21 protein-coding genes are annotated in these 14980 nt (G+C 47.8%); 6 read left to right on the top strand and 15 right to left on the bottom strand.

Annotation, left to right across the window (positions count from 1 at the left end; all coding sequences use genetic code 11):
* Window positions 1-88: 88 nt before the first annotated feature.
* The 7 genes from METLA_RS0106670 to METLA_RS0106640 all read right to left on the bottom strand — a co-directional run bounded on the left by METLA_RS0106670 (window position 89) and on the right by METLA_RS0106640 (window position 4566).
* The gene (locus METLA_RS0106670) at window positions 89-529 is read right to left on the bottom strand and encodes a DUF2383 domain-containing protein (RefSeq protein WP_024297799.1); all 441 of its coding nucleotides are present in this window, start codon (window positions 527-529) and stop codon (window positions 89-91) included.
* A 53-nt stretch (window positions 530-582) separates the two neighbouring features.
* Entirely contained in the window at window positions 583-1104 is a 522-nt protein-coding gene (locus METLA_RS0106665; RefSeq protein ID WP_024297798.1) for a hypothetical protein, read from the bottom strand.
* Window positions 1105-1121: 17 nt separating this feature from the next.
* Window positions 1122-1532: a BON domain-containing protein gene (locus METLA_RS0106660; RefSeq protein ID WP_024297797.1), complete on the bottom strand. Its 411-nt coding sequence runs from the start codon at window positions 1530-1532 to the stop codon at window positions 1122-1124.
* 585 nt (window positions 1533-2117) lie between these two features.
* The gene (locus METLA_RS0106655) at window positions 2118-2441 is read right to left on the bottom strand and encodes a hypothetical protein (RefSeq protein ID WP_024297796.1); all 324 of its coding nucleotides are present in this window, start codon (window positions 2439-2441) and stop codon (window positions 2118-2120) included.
* A 43-nt stretch (window positions 2442-2484) separates the two neighbouring features.
* Window positions 2485-2910 (bottom strand): PRC-barrel domain-containing protein, encoded by a 426-nt coding sequence (locus tag METLA_RS0106650; protein WP_024297795.1) that lies wholly within the window; start codon window positions 2908-2910, stop codon window positions 2485-2487.
* Window positions 2911-3065: 155 nt separating this feature from the next.
* Window positions 3066-3308 (bottom strand): hypothetical protein, encoded by a 243-nt coding sequence (locus METLA_RS23180; protein ID WP_024297794.1) that lies wholly within the window; start codon window positions 3306-3308, stop codon window positions 3066-3068.
* Window positions 3309-4149: 841 nt separating this feature from the next.
* Window positions 4150-4566: a DUF2892 domain-containing protein gene (locus tag METLA_RS0106640; RefSeq protein ID WP_024297792.1), complete on the bottom strand. Its 417-nt coding sequence runs from the start codon at window positions 4564-4566 to the stop codon at window positions 4150-4152.
* Between the two features lie 1140 nt (window positions 4567-5706).
* Between METLA_RS0106640 and METLA_RS20705 the strand changes: the two genes are divergently transcribed.
* Entirely contained in the window at window positions 5707-6081 is a 375-nt protein-coding gene (locus tag METLA_RS20705; RefSeq protein WP_245598747.1) for a hemerythrin domain-containing protein, read from the top strand.
* 312 nt (window positions 6082-6393) lie between these two features.
* A complete protein-coding gene (locus tag METLA_RS0106625; protein WP_024297790.1) occupies window positions 6394-6624 on the top strand; it encodes a hypothetical protein in 231 nt (76 codons plus the stop codon).
* Window positions 6625-6743: 119 nt separating this feature from the next.
* Here METLA_RS0106625 and METLA_RS23945 read toward each other — a convergent pair whose 3' ends face one another.
* Entirely contained in the window at window positions 6744-6932 is a 189-nt protein-coding gene (locus tag METLA_RS23945) for a hypothetical protein (RefSeq protein ID WP_161635389.1), read from the bottom strand.
* Between the two features lie 200 nt (window positions 6933-7132).
* On the opposite strand from METLA_RS23945, the gene METLA_RS0106610 reads away from it, so the two are divergent.
* From METLA_RS0106610 to METLA_RS23710, 4 genes are all read left to right on the top strand, one after another.
* Window positions 7133-7600 carry a hypothetical protein gene (locus METLA_RS0106610; RefSeq protein ID WP_024297789.1) on the top strand — a complete coding sequence of 156 codons (468 nt, stop codon included), beginning with the start codon at window positions 7133-7135 and terminating at the stop codon, window positions 7598-7600.
* 304 nt (window positions 7601-7904) lie between these two features.
* Complete coding sequence (locus tag METLA_RS0106605) at window positions 7905-9893, top strand: catalase (RefSeq protein WP_281171937.1); 1989 nt, start codon at window positions 7905-7907, stop codon at window positions 9891-9893.
* Window positions 9894-10072: 179 nt separating this feature from the next.
* Window positions 10073-10858: an AI-2E family transporter gene (locus tag METLA_RS20695; RefSeq protein WP_281171936.1), complete on the top strand. Its 786-nt coding sequence runs from the start codon at window positions 10073-10075 to the stop codon at window positions 10856-10858.
* Window positions 10786-11121 carry an AI-2E family transporter gene (locus METLA_RS23710; protein WP_281171935.1) on the top strand — a complete coding sequence of 112 codons (336 nt, stop codon included), beginning with the start codon at window positions 10786-10788 and terminating at the stop codon, window positions 11119-11121. The genes METLA_RS20695 and METLA_RS23710 overlap by 73 nt, the downstream gene beginning before the upstream one ends.
* Before the next feature lie 260 nt (window positions 11122-11381).
* Here the strand turns inward: METLA_RS23710 and METLA_RS0106595 are convergent, their stop codons facing one another.
* From METLA_RS0106595 to METLA_RS0106565, 7 genes are all read right to left on the bottom strand, one after another.
* Window positions 11382-12014: a DUF502 domain-containing protein gene (locus METLA_RS0106595; protein WP_245598746.1), complete on the bottom strand. Its 633-nt coding sequence runs from the start codon at window positions 12012-12014 to the stop codon at window positions 11382-11384.
* Window positions 12011-12259, bottom strand: a complete 249-nt coding sequence (locus METLA_RS0106590) for a DUF2171 domain-containing protein (RefSeq protein ID WP_024297786.1) — start codon at window positions 12257-12259, stop codon at window positions 12011-12013. The genes METLA_RS0106595 and METLA_RS0106590 overlap by 4 nt, the downstream gene beginning before the upstream one ends.
* Before the next feature lie 96 nt (window positions 12260-12355).
* Window positions 12356-12877 carry a hypothetical protein gene (locus METLA_RS0106585; RefSeq protein ID WP_024297785.1) on the bottom strand — a complete coding sequence of 174 codons (522 nt, stop codon included), beginning with the start codon at window positions 12875-12877 and terminating at the stop codon, window positions 12356-12358.
* Window positions 12878-12894: 17 nt separating this feature from the next.
* Window positions 12895-13305, bottom strand: a complete 411-nt coding sequence (locus tag METLA_RS0106580; RefSeq protein WP_024297784.1) for a BON domain-containing protein — start codon at window positions 13303-13305, stop codon at window positions 12895-12897.
* A 585-nt stretch (window positions 13306-13890) separates the two neighbouring features.
* Window positions 13891-14214: a hypothetical protein gene (locus METLA_RS0106575; protein WP_024297783.1), complete on the bottom strand. Its 324-nt coding sequence runs from the start codon at window positions 14212-14214 to the stop codon at window positions 13891-13893.
* A gap of 93 nt (window positions 14215-14307) precedes the next feature.
* Window positions 14308-14739: a hypothetical protein gene (locus METLA_RS0106570; protein ID WP_024297782.1), complete on the bottom strand. Its 432-nt coding sequence runs from the start codon at window positions 14737-14739 to the stop codon at window positions 14308-14310.
* A 3-nt stretch (window positions 14740-14742) separates the two neighbouring features.
* The gene (locus tag METLA_RS0106565; protein ID WP_024297781.1) at window positions 14743-14964 is read right to left on the bottom strand and encodes a ChaB family protein; all 222 of its coding nucleotides are present in this window, start codon (window positions 14962-14964) and stop codon (window positions 14743-14745) included.
* Window positions 14965-14980 lie beyond the last annotated feature (16 nt).

The raw sequence follows: 14980 nt of genomic DNA, 5'->3' as shown, positions 1-14980 counted from the left end.
AAATCCGGTAACGCAATAAATAATGTCAGCGCGAACCCACTAGGGTCCACGCTGACATCACTAAAAACTGCAGACTAGGCTGGCAAGCCTAAGCTGCCGCATCCAAAAGTCGATCCAACGTGCTTATATGCGCTTGTTGAGCAGGCAGCAGCTTCATTTGAATCAAAGAACGAACATCCGAAGACAGCTCAGTATCCTGCAGCGCTTCCTCATAATCCTCTGCGCCATTTTTTTCTCCTTTCTGCAAAGCCTTTAGCGCAGCTTTTTTACCCAGAATGTTAGCGCCGCCCTGGACTATTTCCGCCCACGTGCCCCAGGCTCCTGAGTCCTCAGCCGGAGTTCCTCCCAGTCGATTGATGAGTGCCTGTAAATTGGAAACCGCATCTTTATGAGCCTCATAAATGGGCTTTATTGATTCCGATCCGGCGAGTTCGCCATCTTCCTGTAGTTTATCCAATGCCTTTTGATAAGATTCCGTTGCTGTTAATTCATCTTTGAGCAATTTGTTAAGTGTTTCAATGTTATGCATCGTAAAACTCCTCTATGATTATTTCTTGGTTACGTTCAATAGCATCATCACGTTTAAGTATTTACTGACGATTCCTCAGTCGAGGAAATATCCTCTGCATGAGCGCGCTCGAAGATTTCTTTTGCCGTATCAATCGCTTCGCTGCTAGATGTATGGACTGAAATCAAGGCGCTTCCTCCCTTGATTTTTCCTTCATAGCGTCTGGCTTCATACTCCGGAATACCCAGCCCGATCAAGGCTCCCGCCAAGCCGCCCGTGGCGGCGCCGACTGCCGCACCGCTCAACGCACCCATAATGGGGCCTGCGGCGATAAATGCACCGACACCCGGAATAGCCAGACTGCCAATCCCGGCCAACAACCCGATCACAGCGCCAGCGCCCAATCCCACTGTCCCACCAATAGTCGCCCCTTCCGGCGCTTTGGTGTGCTTTTCATGAGCAAAATCCTTGGTGGAGGATTTATCGGGAAGTAGCACGGATATATCATTGTTCGAAAAACCCGCATTCTTCAGGTCATTAACAATGCTCTCTGTCTGATCGATACTTTGGGCGATACAAAAAACTGCTTTACTCATGACACTCTCCCAAGCCTTTATGGCGCTATATTTTCAAGTTGATTATCTACCTGCACTACACCAGGCGTTTGCTTGGCGATTTGTTGCAGTTTCATGCTTTCGGCTTCACTTTTAACAGGCCCGCGTAAAGTCACCACCCCATTCCGTGTGATGATTTTTATATTCTGCGCATTGACTGACAGCAACTCATCTTTAACCACGGCTTGACGTATGGTAGCGGTGATAGTGATATCACTTTCGTTTTCCATTTGATCTTCCGGGGTTAAAGTGGCGTCACTCTTGTCGCGTACATTGCGCCCGGTATTGTCCAATGCCGAGTCGCCGGCCGCCAAATAGATTGCGGCATCCTGCTCGGCTTGAACAGTACCGGTCATTATGTTTAAACCGACCGTTAAAGTGAACATAATTAACGATAATCGTGCAGACATAGTAAACTCCTCATTTTTTAAATGAATGTGGGTGGATTACCCAAAGTTATGAGCGGTTAATTGAACAAAAAATAAATAATGACCAGAACAATCACCGGCACACCCAACAACCAGCCAATTAAATATCTACCAATTTTCATGACGTAACTCCACTAAAAGTAAGTTGATGAAAAGTGTACTGGAAAGACTTTTTAGAGTCTGCTCGGTGTCGTACATTGGAGATAATCGGTTATCTCCAATATATTGGTTTTGATGCTGTGGGAGCATGATTTGGGGAATCCCGCTGATTCAGAACAGGGCGAAGCGCAATCGTAAATTCAATCCATAGGATGGCAAGTTGTGGAATCGATTACTTGATGCGGTTGGAGGCTGTCCTCAGATGGATTGCGAGAGGGGGATCGGGAAGAGCGATAAGCTGCCAAGTGGGTCGCCAGGGCGCGAATGAACCTGCTGCGATATGCCTCTGGCGAGGACAACAGCGGGTCATAGATTTCGTTAGAAATAACTTCCCGATTGAAGACCTGCCAGATTTTTAAAACCTGGCAGGTTAGGGTGACTGCAAGTAAGTTATTTTTGACCGCATCCTTATTTGCCTGGCGGGGACGTCAAGGCTTCTTTGCTTTTTTCACAAGCCGCTAAGGAGGCTTTTTCAGCTGCCATGGCATGTTCCTTTGCTTGCTCCGACTGCTGAGCGTTAGCGGCGGCCTTATGATGCATTGCTGCTTGTTCATGAGCCGCAGCCGCCGCCAAATGTTTCGCGGAGGTATTTTCAGAAGCGGACAGAGTGGATCCCGGATGAGATTGGTCAATGGGGGCTCCGGCTGTATGACCCGTGGCTTGCTCTGGAGCGGCCATACCGGCGAACGGTATGGTCATAAGCACAATGGATGCCATAGTGAATTTATTCATGTTTGAACTCCTCAATAGAAAGATTTAACACCGGATGCAGTCGTTACATGCGCGGCGGGTCCAGGTATGGCTTAGTTCCATAGTACGAATGAATTTTATCAACCCAAGACTGGTCTGCCATGTCGGGCCAGTCGTTCTTATCGAATCCCGGTGCATTTTTGAGTCGATCCTTTTCCACGTTTAGCACAAAGCGCTTGTTCGCCGTATCGAGCTTCAATGCACTCCACGGTACCGCAAAAAGCTTTTCCCCCATTCCGAGGAAACCGCCAAAGGACAACACCGCATAACACACTTTGCCGTTGGACGTATCCAACATAATTTCCTTGATTTCACCCAAGTTTTCATCTTTTGGGTTACAGACCTCATTTCCAATCAGGGTGTCGGCGCCCATTAGACGAGGACCGGGTCCCCTTTCGTGGCCGGGTTTGCGTTTGTATATACCGTAGGTATCGCGATCTTCGTAGTTCATGTTAATCTCCTATCATAAGTGATATTGATGAGGGTCCTTACTCCCATCCTTGCGATCGCCAGATCCCCATAATCAGAGCGTGAATGATGTTTACTCTAACTTAAGCCAACATACTCGCGAAGATAAACGCAGTCGGTGCGGCACAGAACATAGAGTTATGAGTTTTCTTTGGGACTGGGGGTGATGGTGCCTATGGTAGGATTTCCTGTTTGAGTTAAGGCGCTAAGAAAGCCTGTCAACACGTTGATCGGCATTGACTTGCCTACAACGCCGGCCGTTGTGATAAAACGCAGAGCGTCCTCAACAGACATATCTAATTCCACTACATTTTCACGTGACACAATAACCGTGATTCCACCCATCTGGTAAGTAGCCAATGGGAAAATCCGGTTTTTCATCCGTCATTTCAATAATCCACTGGGGCTGCTCCAGATAAGCCGGGCGCATAGGATTTCTCCACAAGTTATGCTTAATATCCATACACAGCAGTTACTTGTGTTGCTGTTCATGGTGCGGGCCAAAAGCAATCTGGAAAGCGATTTTTTGCCACTGGCTTTCATCAATCCCAGTGAGCAAATCTATCATTTGCTTATCTATGTCAGAACGATAATTGTAGATCTGTTCAACAGTCGAACGGGACAATAAATCACGTGCTCACGCGCATGCATATTGCCAACGGTTTGATAATAGGAATTAAACAAATAACTATAATCCGGGTTTAAGGACTGGTAATTCGGCAGGAAATCCAGTAGCAAAAAGGTTTCATAGAACCATGTCACATGGGCCAGATGCCATTTAGGCGGACTGGTATCGACAATGCTTTGAATTAGATAATCGTCCAGCTTCAATGGAGCGCAAATGGCTGCAATCATATTGCGAATACGTTGGTAGAACGAAATCAAATCTTGCCGGGAATTCAGCAGACGGGCAGGATATTATTGGAGTATGGCTGACATTGAATACTATTTAACCTTTGTCTCTACATTGGAGGTAATGACATAAAAACAGTTATCAACAATGTGCCTGATTATCCAGGTAGTCACTGTTTGTTTTGAAGAAATTTTTCCTGATACCCTTCGGGTTAATGCAAATCTGTTACAGACAGATTTGTGACGGTATAATCCAGGCAACATGAATGTGAGTTATGTATTTGTTACAAATTGGCTAAAAATTATTGCTCACCAGGTAGGTTTTTAGCAGTATTCGTTGTAACAAAAGTTTGTTCTAAATAGAATCAACTCAGCTTTTCTCCAGTCGGACTTTAAGCGCGTATTTTTCACGGTCGATTTCTCCCCGGGTACGGATACCAAGCCGGCGTAATAGGGGTAAGGGAGGGCACCATCCTTGCAAACCATGCTGCAAAAGAAACGGCAAAACAATGCCGGGCAGGAATAGCCATTTTCGATTTTTGGTTAAGCCAAGAATTAGACCGGTTAGGGCTAAAGTAGAGGCATTGACCTCAAGCACTCGCTCTATATCCCATTCCTTATCCAGCATTTGAATGCGCTCAAGAATTTCCGCCTTGCTTTTGCCGTTATAACGTTGAATATTTATATCCGTTTGAAGATCTATTTCTTCGTTCACATGGGAAGCGGTGGAGCTACGAACGCGATCCAGGCTTGATCTTGTTGAATCTTCAGCATTAAATATAGACATATGAGCCTCCAAATTAATAAACAATAACAAGATTTCGCCGCATAATCACAGCGATATCTGTTCATTACTTGTTTTTAGCCGTTTCTTTCTATTCAGCTACATTAATAGAATTAACAGCAGATTAGCGCTTCCCTGGACTATTTCCGCCCAAGTTCCCCACGCTCCTGAGTCCTCACAGGGAGTTCCTCCCAGTCGACTGATGAGTGCCTGTAAACTGGAAACTGCCTCTTTATGAGCCTCATAAATGGGCCTTAGATCCTTCGATTCGCCCAGTCCTAAAATATTCGTGTAATAATTTGTTAATTGCTGATTTGGCTTGCCTTCAAAAATGCTGTCAAAAAACATGATTATGCACGTTGATTAAAAGTCTAATGGAAAAGCGTCCTAAATTCTGGGCGTTGTCGAACATTGGAGATAAACTATTTTTATCTGACCAGACGCAGGTTTTTCGAAAATTATTTTTGAACTCCCAAATTTCTTTTTTAGTTCAATTTTCCTTCGGTAAACCTTCCAATACTTGTGTAGATGACAAGGTAGCTTAATGAAATGCCGCCCTTGTCATCTACGTCAACCATACGCACTTGCCGGAACCGGGGCTCTGATTGCAGACGAGCTGGATGGAAGATCCTCCTCTATGACTTTGTTTCAGAATTGATCAATGAAAGCGTCTTGTTCTATTGAACTTCGAGTCCGTATTGATGTGGGCTGTTTTCGGTATAGCGTTGCCGTGGGTTTGTCTTATGGCCAATTGCTAATCAGGATTGCTTTTGAAAACCGACGGTTTGAGTCCGCCATTTTCAAAAACCACGGTCCATTGTCCGGTTGGTTCTTCAGTATGCCTGCAATGCCACCGGGCCAATATCGATCGATGATCATTTCATAAAACCGGAGCCTGCTGCCTGCCGTCACCGATTCGCAGGGGGTTCCGAGCCCGCAAAAAAAAATCTTACGCTGTGTAAGGTAACGAACCGATTTATTGGACTGGCGAACCTATCATGGCTACATGCGAGACGAACCATCGTCCAGGGGCATAGCTTCTGAGTCAGTCCAGGTTGGCAGCCCGCGACATTCCGCAACCGTAAACAGCCGTGTGACGTGGAACCCCCAAGTTTGACCTTTAAAATTTTTGAGGACAAAGTTATGACGAAGACCGCACTTAAACCCGCAATGCAGCACGGAGAGGAAGCCATCACGTTACTCACTGAAGACCGCAAGAAGGTAAAAAAACTGTTAGCGGATTTTGCCAGACTCGCCAAGGGCGATGGCAACGATAAAGCAAAAGCAGAAGTAGTTCGGCAGATATGCATGGAGCTGACCATCCATGCCCAAGCCGAGGAAGAAATCTTTTACCCGGCGGTTCGCGCCGTCATCAAGGACAACGATTTGATGGACGAAGCTGACGTAGAGCATGCCGGAGCAAAGAACCTTATTGCGCAACTAGAGGCCATGACACCAGTCACGACCACTATGACGCAACGGTTACCGTGCTCGGCGAGAGCATCGATCATCATGTAAAGGAAGAAGAGGAAAAATGTTTCCCAAGGCAAAGAAAGCCAAGGTCGACACCGCTGCTCTAGTGCTCTAGGTGCTGCTTTGATCCAACGCAAGCACGAGTTGCAGGCGGAGAGAGGCAAAACCCAGCCGGTCAAGGTCAGGAAGGCCCAATCGCGATGAGTGTTGCCAACATTGCATCCTGCTTAGGCAGTCCTGCGGCTTCGTGAATTCCAGTGCCGATATTACCAAAGCGGTGGCAGTGGCACGGGAGGCGCGGAGTCAGTCAAGAATGAAATACAATTCAAATAAACTTAAATAGACGAGAAAACTACCATGGAAATTACAGACAAAGTATCCAATTCCGCACATGCGGCTTACGATAAGATCGCCGATGCAACCAGCCAGGCTGCGGAAACGCTTGGCGAAAAAGGCAAACAACTGAAAAAAACCGAGCAGCAATTGATGAAGAATTGCTCAGGTTTTATCAGCGACAACCCCATAACGTCGGTGAGTATCGCGGTAGCGATCGGCTTTCTGCTGAGCCGATTGGTGAGCGGCCGTTAGATCGGCAAATATCATAAACCCGAACGCTGCAATGACCTGTGGCTCAAACAGAGAGGAATTTATCATGGAAACCATAGACAAAGCACCTAATTCCGCACATGAGGCGGTCGATAAGGTCGCTAGTTAGTGCGACCAATCAGGCTGCAGAAGCGCTTGGCGAAAAAGGCGAACAACTGAAAAATGCCGAGCAGCAATTGATGGAGGATTGCCGCGCTGGAGACGCAGCGGGCGGGCAAGAGCCTGGTGGGCATGATCGTGGCCGGAGTGATGGTTGGCGTGTTGCTGATCGGTGCTTGGCTAGGACTCATGGCCGCCGCCGTGCTGGAACTGGTCGAGCATGACGTCGTGGCAACGAGTAGCGCCATACTGCTTGCCGTCTCGCATTCAATTTGATGCTCACGCGTTTACTCTTTGGCGTGATACGCCGTAAGAGTCGCTATCTACAATTTCCCGCGACCCTTCGCAGTTTTCAGACCACGCCCTCTGGGCGACGGGATACGGAGAAGACATGATCAAGGGCTTCCTTCTAAAGCGAAACAAACCCAAGTCACTGAGGGCTCAAATCAGGGCTGCGGAGCGAGAGCTATTGAACCGTCAACAAAGGGTCGGTGTTCGCACCGCTACGCTGGTCCGAAACATACACCAACAAGTGACCGCTCCGGCCACTTTGCTGCTGGCGGGCGGCATCGGTTTTATCCTTGGCGAACTTACCCAGCGTCAAACTACCAAATCACGCGGCGCCGCCGATAAGCTACGCACTACCGAGACTACACCCTTGAGGACTGCGCTGAACCTCATGACCTCGATCCATACCTTATACACGGCCTTGCCTCTAGCCTGGATGATGAAGTCCTTCTATCAACAGGACGCGTCGGATCATATGTTCGAACGGCAAATCCAACCGGTGGCAGCGGCTTCAGGTGCAGTCAGTAGCCGCGCCGAAGGTCAAAGCGATAACTGCTTGCATCCGACATAACAGGTCATTCTTGAGCGAGGTAGTTCCATCAAAGCTGCGCTATTCATTATGCAAGCTTTAACAATCGTCGCCGCTGGACTCCCAACGCGAGACCGCTTTTCTTATAAAGTGACATTTTTATCACCCACAGCGCCGCGGCAACACGTTGCCGTCGCGCAAAATCAACTGGAGATTCATGATGACCAAAGCCAAAACAGAGGTTCTAGCTGTCAAAAGCAAATCGACACAGTCTGGGCCAGAAGAAGTAACAGTTTCAGTCGCTAGTGGTGGAGAGTGGCACCAGACGGCCTCCGGCGATCAGCCTGTGTTGACGACGAATCAGGGTTTGCCGGTTTCCGACAATCAGAACTCCCTGAGAGCCAATCCGAGCGGTCCGACGCTGCTGGAAGATTTCATCCTGCGTGAAAAAATCACGCATTTCGACCACGAGCGGATTCCGGAGCGCGTCGTCCATGCGCGCGGTACGGGTGCGCACGGTTTTTTCGAACTGACCCAATCCCTGGAAAAATACACAACAGCCAAAGTGCTGACCGACGTGGGCGAGCAAACGCCTTTGTTCACACGTTTCTCAACCGTAGCCGGGGGGGCCGGCTCGGCCGATACCCCGCGCGATGTTCGTGGCTTCGCCGTCAAGTTTTACACGAAAGAGGGCAATTGGGATCTGGTCGGCAATAATATCCCGGTGTTTTTCATTCAGGATGCCATCAAATTTCCCGACCTCGTTCATGCCGTCAAGATGGAACCCGATCGCGGCTTTCCGCAGGCAGCGTCGGCGCATGACACCTTCTGGGACTATATTTCACTGACACCGGAATCGATGCATATGGTGATGTGGATCATGTCCGACCGCACCTTGCCGCGTTCGCTACGGATGATCGAAGGCTTCGGTATTCATAGCTTTCGTCTGGTCAATGCAGCGGGCGAATCGACCTTCGTGAAATTCCATTGGCGGCCGAAACTCGGTTTGCAATCCACCCTCTGGGACGAGGCGGTCAAGATTGCCGGCGCCGATTCCGACTTTCATCGCCGCGACCTGTTCGAAGCGATCAGCGCCGGCGATTTTCCGGAATGGGACTTGGCTGTGCAGTTGTTCTCGCAAGAGGAAGCCGATGGCTTCCCATTCGATCATCTCGATGCGACCAAACTGATACCGGAAGAACTCGTGCCGCTACAAGTTATCGGGCGCATGGTGCTCAACCGCTGGCCGGACAATTTTTTTGCGGAGACAGAGCAAGTGGCTTTTTGCCCGTCCCATGTCATGCCCGGCATCGATTTCTCCAACGATCCGTTATTGCAGGGGCGTCTGTTTTCGTATCTGGACACACAGTTATCCCGCCTGGGTTCGTCGAATTTCCACCAGATACCCGTGAATGCGCCGCAGTGCCCGTTCGCCAATCACCAGCGCGACGGTCATATGCAAATGGCGCAACCGGCCAGACGCGTGGCCTACGAACCGAATACCCTGGCAGAGGATTCCCCATGCGAACAACCGGAGAGGGGTTTTCGCAGCGCAGCGATGGACGAGACAGGCGCAAAGGGTCGGATTCGGGCGGAGAGCTTTGCCGACCATTACAGCCAGGCACGGCAATTTTATCTCAGCCAGTCTCCTTACGAACAGGCGCATCTTGCCTCCGCTTTGGTATTTGAGCTCTCGAAGGTCGAGCATCCGCATATCCGTGATGCCATGGTCGGTCACCTGCGCCATATCGAAAAGGACCTCGCACAACGGGTCGCCTCTGGCCTCGGTATGAGCGAACTGCCGCAGGCGCCAACTACTGCTGTTGCAGTTCAGGAGTTGGACCTATCCCCGGCGCTGCAGCTTATAGGCAAGATGAAGGATACGCTCGAAGGTCGTGCTATCGGGGTATTGATCGCGGACGGATCGGACGCGGCAAGCATCGAAGCTGTCAAGCAGGAAGTCGCCGCTGCAGGCGCAAAAGTGAAGCTTATCGCCGCGAAAATCGGCGAAGCGAAACTCGCCAACGGCTCGCTTTTGAAAATCGATGGCCAATTGGCCGGCACGCCGTCGGTTATGTTCGACGCGGTCGCCATCATTCTTTCCAGCGAAGCCGCCGCGTTATTGGGCAAGGAAGCCGCCGCCATCGAATTCGTACGCGCCGCCTTCGGTCATCTGAAAGCGATCGGCGTTGACAAAGGTGGCGAAGCCTTAGTGAAAACAGCGGCTATCGAACAAGACGCCGGTGTGATTGACATCGGTAACCTGGATCACTTCATTGCCGCAGCCAAGACACGTCAGTGGGGCAGGGAAGCGAGCATCAGAACACTCGCTTGATAAGGATATTATTGCTCTTGTGGGCGTCAAGGCCCTTTTGATTTCAGGCGTGATATCTTTATTACGCCTGAATTGACAGCGGTGGACTCATGGCATTCACTCTCGATTCCACCGGTTTTGGAAACACATCATCGCTATGATAGGATGCCAAACCGATTCATTTTTTAATCTTGTTTTTCATGCAAAAAAATACCCCTTATATTCTTTTTCTGGCCTTTGTATTGTTAGTAACGGTCTCTTTTTTCCTATTGATTAAAGATTTTTTATTAGCCTGTTTTTGGGCCATTATTTTGGCGGTAGTTTTTGATCCTGTTTATCAGCGGTTTAGGCTATATTTTAAAAATTCGGAAATACTGTCGTTGTTTTTAACCATGATGATGATTATCCTGGTTTTTGTGATCCCTTTGTTAACCATTACCTTGATGATAACGGAGGAAAGTACAATCTTTTATCAAAAAATTCAAAGCGGGGAAATAAACCCTCAAGTCTATTTTCAAGAAACTCTCGCGCTTCTTTTGCCAAAATTCAATAAGCTTTCACATATACAAGCATTGAGCGTTGAGCAGATAAGCGTCTCAGTAGGGGATTCCTTTACACAAGCAGTAAAATATATAGCACAACAACTCCCCGCATTGACCCAGAACCTATTAAATCTTATCGTTCAATTTGTCTTGGCTTTCTACATTCTGTTTTTTCTATTGCGGGATGGTAATCTCTTGATAAGAAAACTCATTTCTCTGGTTCCAATTGGAGACAACATCGAAACAGAATTATTTGAACGTTTCACCAGCGTAGCCAAAGCGACTGTTAAAGGCGGGTTAATAGTCGCCGTCATTCAGGGGAGTATAGGGGGATTATTATTTTGGTTTGTAGGCATTCCCGCTTCTTTTTTATGGGGTATGTTAATGATAGTTTTATCTTTATTGCCGATAGGCAGCACTCTAATTTGGGGGCCCGCGCGGTAATTCTATTATTACAAGGTCAAACTTTAAAAGCGGCTATCGTTTTTACAGTCGGTATTTTAGTCATTGGCATGACGGATAATTTTCTACGGCCGCGCCTGATAGGTAAAGACAGTAAAATGTCAGATTATCTAGTACTGGTATCAACCCTGGGTGGATTAACCTGGTTTTCATTAACAGGATTTGTATTAGGTCCCATCATTGCGGCTTTATTCGTTACTTGTTGGGAGATAATGGGAAAATATAACAAAACAAGTAACATGTAATGAAGCCGAACTCTGAAGTAGCCGGTTCAGCAGGTAATAAGCCAGTTTTTAACAATTGCGGTAATCAGTTTAATGAATCTTAACGAATATCCATTTAACCCGCGTGCATGCTTTTAACGATCTTCTAGCTATTGCCCTGCTAGAATCCGGTTGGCCCAAATGAGATGGCCGAAGCGCTTAAACAACTGTATGACGGATTGTTATGTCATAGACGGATTTGACCGCGGTATATTTTTTCTTTTTAGTGAAATTTAAAGCCTTTAACTTTTATTTTTCTCACCATTAACCCTGCCAACAACGCCGGCTGTTGCGATAAAACGCAGAGCATCCTCAACAGACATATCTATTTCTACTATATTTTCACGTGACATAATGACCGTGTTGCCACCCATCTGATAACTGAATGGCAAAAAGACGGCAACTTGGTCATCGGCAATAAAAGTATGTGAATGCTCTTCGATATCAGAAACTGTAATAAAACCTATCTGTTGACCATTGAAGAGAGGTATATTTACCAAAACTACTTTATTAAATTTCCCTTTCTGTTCACTGGAAAAAAGAGAAATAAAATCGCGTATCGCTGTATATATGCTTTTAACAACGGGGATTTGGAGCACAAACTCTTCAAAGCTAATGAACAGTCTGGGAAAAGTTCGAGTCTCCAGAAAGCTTCCGAAAAAATAGGCTACAGCAAGACCTAATACAAACCCCAAGCCTTTTATGTACCAGCTGTCAGGTAAGAAAAACTTGAAGATATTTCCCAGCACCAATTCTGCAGTGTCGGCAAGCCAGAGGAGTAAATAAAGGGTGAGTATAAGGGGGATAATAGCGATTAGCCCCTTGAAAAAGGTTTTACTGACCGGCTTCATTTTTTTATTTCCGATTAAAGTCATTGGCCTATATCATTTGGCGAAGTCGACGACCACTCCTGCATTGCTTGATCTCCCGGACGATCTATTTTAACCTTGCCGCCCTCCGTTGAGGTTACCCAGCTTACCGGAATGTAATGGTGCTGACCGGTCTTATCTTTCTTCAGCTTGATGGTACCCGCACCTTCCATATGATCGACAGTGGCAAACTGGCCGTCCTGGGAACAGACAACGGGCATATCAGGTTTAATCTGGTTGGTGTTAATCATAGGTTTTCTCCGGTTGGCTCAATTTGAAAGTCTGAGCGAATTGAATTGATAATTCTTAAATTAAAAACTGCATTACGTGCAATAGCAACATCAAGTTTAAGTATTTACTGACGATTCCTCAGTCGAGGAAATATCCTCTGCATGAGCGCGCTCGAAGATTTCTTTTGCCTTATCAATCGCTTCGCTGCTAGATGCATGGACAGAAATCAAGGCGCTTCCTCCCTTGATTTTTCCTTCATAGCGTCTGGCTTCATACTCCGGAATACCCAGCCCGATCAAGGCTCCCGCCAAGCCGCCCGTGGCGGCGCCGACTGCCGCACCGCTCAACGCACCCATAATGGGGCCTGCGGCGATAAATGCACCGACACCCGGAATAGCCAGACTGCCAATCCCGGCCAACAACCCGATCACAGCGCCAGTGCCCAAACCCACTGTCCCACCAATAGCCGCCCCTTCCGGCGCTTTGGTGTGCTTTTCATGAGCAAAATCCTTGGTGGAGGATTTATCGGGAAGTAGCACGGATATATCATTGTTCGAAAAACCCGCATTCTTCAGGTCATTAACAATGCTCTCTGTTTGATCGATACTTTGGGCGATACAAAAAACTGCTTTACTCATGACACTCTCCCAAGCCTTTATGGCGCTATATTTTCAAGTTGATTATCTACCTGCACTACACCAGGCGTTTGCTTGGCGATTTGTTGCAGTTTCATGCTTTCGGCTTCACTTTTAACAGGCCCGCGTAAAGTCACCACCCCATTCCGTGTGATGATTTTTATATTCTGCGCATTGACTGACAGCAACTCATCTTTAACCACGGCTTGACGTATGGTCGCGGTGATAGTGATATCACTTTCGTTTTCCATTTGATCTTCCGGGGTTAAAGTAGCGTCACTCTTGTCGCGTACATTGCGCCCGGTATTGTCCAATGCCGAGTCGCCGGCCGCCAAATAGATTGCGGCATCCTGCTCGGCTCGAACAGTGCCGGTCATTATGTTTAAACCGACCGTTAAAGTGAACATAATTAACGATAATCGTGCAGACATAGTAAACTCCTCATTTTTTAAATGAATGTGGGTGGATTACCCAAAGTTATGAGCGGTTAATTGAACAAAAAATAAATAATGACCAGAACAATCACCGGCACACCCAACAACCAGCCAATTAAATATCTACCAATTTTCATGACGTAACTCCACTAAAAGTAAGTTGATGAAAAGTGTACTGGAAAGACTTTTTAGAGTCTGCTCGGTGTCGTACATTGGAGATAATCGGTTATCTCCAATATATTGGTTTTGATGCTGTGGGAGCATGATTTGGGGAATCCCGTTGATTCAGAACAAGGCGAAGCGCAATCGTAAATTCAATCCATAGGATGGCAAGTTGTGGAATCGATTACTTGATGCGGTTGGAGGCTGTCCTCAGATGGATTGCGAGAGGGGGATCGGGAAGAGCGATAAGCTGCCAAGTGGGTCGCCAGGGCGCGAATGAACCTGCTGCGATATGCCTCTGGCGAGGACAACAGCGGGTCATAGATTTCGTTAGAAATAACTTCCCGATTGAAGACCTGCCAGATTTTTAAAGCCTGGCAGGTTAGGGTGACTGCAAGTAAATTATTTTTGACCGCATCCTTATTTGCCTGGCGGGGACGTCAAGGCTTCTTTGCTTTTTTCACAAGCCGCTAAGGAGGCTTTTTCAGCTGCCATGGCATGTTCCTTTGCTTGCTCCGACTGCTGAGCGTTAGCGGCGGCCTTATGATGCATTGCTGCTTGTTCATGAGCCGCAGCCGCCGCCAAGTGTTTCGCGGAGGCATTTTCAGAAGCGGACAGAGTGGATCCCGGATGAGATTGGTCAATGGGGGATCCGGCTGTATGACCCGTGGCTTGCTCTGGAGCGGCCATACCGGCGACCGGTATGGTCATAAGCACAATGGATGCCATAGTGAATTTATTCATGTTTGAACTCCTCAAGTGATTTATAGAGATATGTTTGGCCGCTATACCTTCATTCACTACTATCCGGGGCAGCCCTACTGTTGCACGATCATTTTACGGCTTTCCGCTAATCGACAGGTCGTAATCCCGATTGCCACGGTTTTTAGCCGCAAACGGTTTGCTTAGCTTGTGCGTCATTGCCGGCCGCAGCTTTTGCGAACCGGCTTTCTTCACTTCCATTCGGCTAGCATTCGGACCGACCCCAGACGATAGCCCGGATGATCTGGTTAAAAAGTGCTCCCTCTCTTTTTGCATCCAGTCGAGGGCCGCTTGCGCCTCCTTGCGTAATTTGAACGGCCCATGAAACGCGGCGTGACCGTTAAATCGCCTTACCCGAATATGTTCCGGCCAGTTGACGACATAATAGCCGGGCGCCAAGGTCTGGCCGTGGTTGGTGCAATACCTTCGCTGAAAAGACTCCGAATCGACGAGCCGGAAATCACTTATGACTGCGACAATCTCGAAAATATCATAATTTGCATCCATCGATTAGTCCTCCTTGTTGTTATAGAATGATTCAACACCGGATGCAGTCGTTACATGTTCATATTTCTTTTTGACCGCACTCCATGCCACCCGGCGCGCCCGCTCTTCGTCTTGCCCATATTCGTCCCAAGCGCTGTTATAAGCCGCACGGTAGATTTCCTGGGCGTGTTTCGGTAAATGTTCCCGCACCGGTTCGGGCAAATCGTTCAAGTCTTTATAGGGCATGTCCTACCTCCGCTAG

This window comes from Methylomicrobium lacus LW14 (assembly GCF_000527095.1).
GTDB lineage: Bacteria > Pseudomonadota > Gammaproteobacteria > Methylococcales > Methylomonadaceae > Methylomicrobium > Methylomicrobium lacus.
This window is presented reverse-complemented; position numbering and strand designations above follow the sequence as displayed.

Bases quoted from the DNA above. Each gene is read 5' to 3' on its own strand.
- METLA_RS0106670 (WP_024297799.1), bottom strand. From the start codon at position 529: ATGCATAACATTGAAACACTTAACAAATTGCTCAAAGATGAATTAACA.
- METLA_RS0106665 (WP_024297798.1), bottom strand. From the start codon at position 1,104: ATGAGTAAAGCAGTTTTTTGTATCGCCCAAAGTATCGATCAGACAGAG.
- METLA_RS0106660 (WP_024297797.1), bottom strand. From the start codon at position 1,532: ATGTCTGCACGATTATCGTTAATTATGTTCACTTTAACGGTCGGTTTA.
- METLA_RS0106655 (WP_024297796.1), bottom strand. From the start codon at position 2,441: ATGAATAAATTCACTATGGCATCCATTGTGCTTATGACCATACCGTTC.
- METLA_RS0106650 (WP_024297795.1), bottom strand. From the start codon at position 2,910: ATGAACTACGAAGATCGCGATACCTACGGTATATACAAACGCAAACCC.
- METLA_RS23180 (WP_024297794.1), bottom strand. From the start codon at position 3,308: ATGAAAAACCGGATTTTCCCATTGGCTACTTACCAGATGGGTGGAATC.
- METLA_RS0106640 (WP_024297792.1), bottom strand. From the start codon at position 4,566: ATGTCTATATTTAATGCTGAAGATTCAACAAGATCAAGCCTGGATCGC.
- METLA_RS20705 (WP_245598747.1), top strand. From the start codon at position 5,707: ATGACGAAGACCGCACTTAAACCCGCAATGCAGCACGGAGAGGAAGCC.
- METLA_RS0106625 (WP_024297790.1), top strand. From the start codon at position 6,394: ATGGAAATTACAGACAAAGTATCCAATTCCGCACATGCGGCTTACGAT.
- METLA_RS23945 (WP_161635389.1), bottom strand. From the start codon at position 6,932: ATGAGTCCTAGCCAAGCACCGATCAGCAACACGCCAACCATCACTCCG.
- METLA_RS0106610 (WP_024297789.1), top strand. From the start codon at position 7,133: ATGATCAAGGGCTTCCTTCTAAAGCGAAACAAACCCAAGTCACTGAGG.
- METLA_RS20695 (WP_281171936.1), top strand. From the start codon at position 10,073: ATGCAAAAAAATACCCCTTATATTCTTTTTCTGGCCTTTGTATTGTTA.
- METLA_RS23710 (WP_281171935.1), top strand. From the start codon at position 10,786: ATGGGGTATGTTAATGATAGTTTTATCTTTATTGCCGATAGGCAGCAC.
- METLA_RS0106595 (WP_245598746.1), bottom strand. From the start codon at position 12,014: ATGACTTTAATCGGAAATAAAAAAATGAAGCCGGTCAGTAAAACCTTT.
- METLA_RS0106590 (WP_024297786.1), bottom strand. From the start codon at position 12,259: ATGATTAACACCAACCAGATTAAACCTGATATGCCCGTTGTCTGTTCC.
- METLA_RS0106585 (WP_024297785.1), bottom strand. From the start codon at position 12,877: ATGAGTAAAGCAGTTTTTTGTATCGCCCAAAGTATCGATCAAACAGAG.
- METLA_RS0106580 (WP_024297784.1), bottom strand. From the start codon at position 13,305: ATGTCTGCACGATTATCGTTAATTATGTTCACTTTAACGGTCGGTTTA.
- METLA_RS0106575 (WP_024297783.1), bottom strand. From the start codon at position 14,214: ATGAATAAATTCACTATGGCATCCATTGTGCTTATGACCATACCGGTC.
- METLA_RS0106570 (WP_024297782.1), bottom strand. From the start codon at position 14,739: ATGGATGCAAATTATGATATTTTCGAGATTGTCGCAGTCATAAGTGAT.
- METLA_RS0106565 (WP_024297781.1), bottom strand. From the start codon at position 14,964: ATGCCCTATAAAGACTTGAACGATTTGCCCGAACCGGTGCGGGAACAT.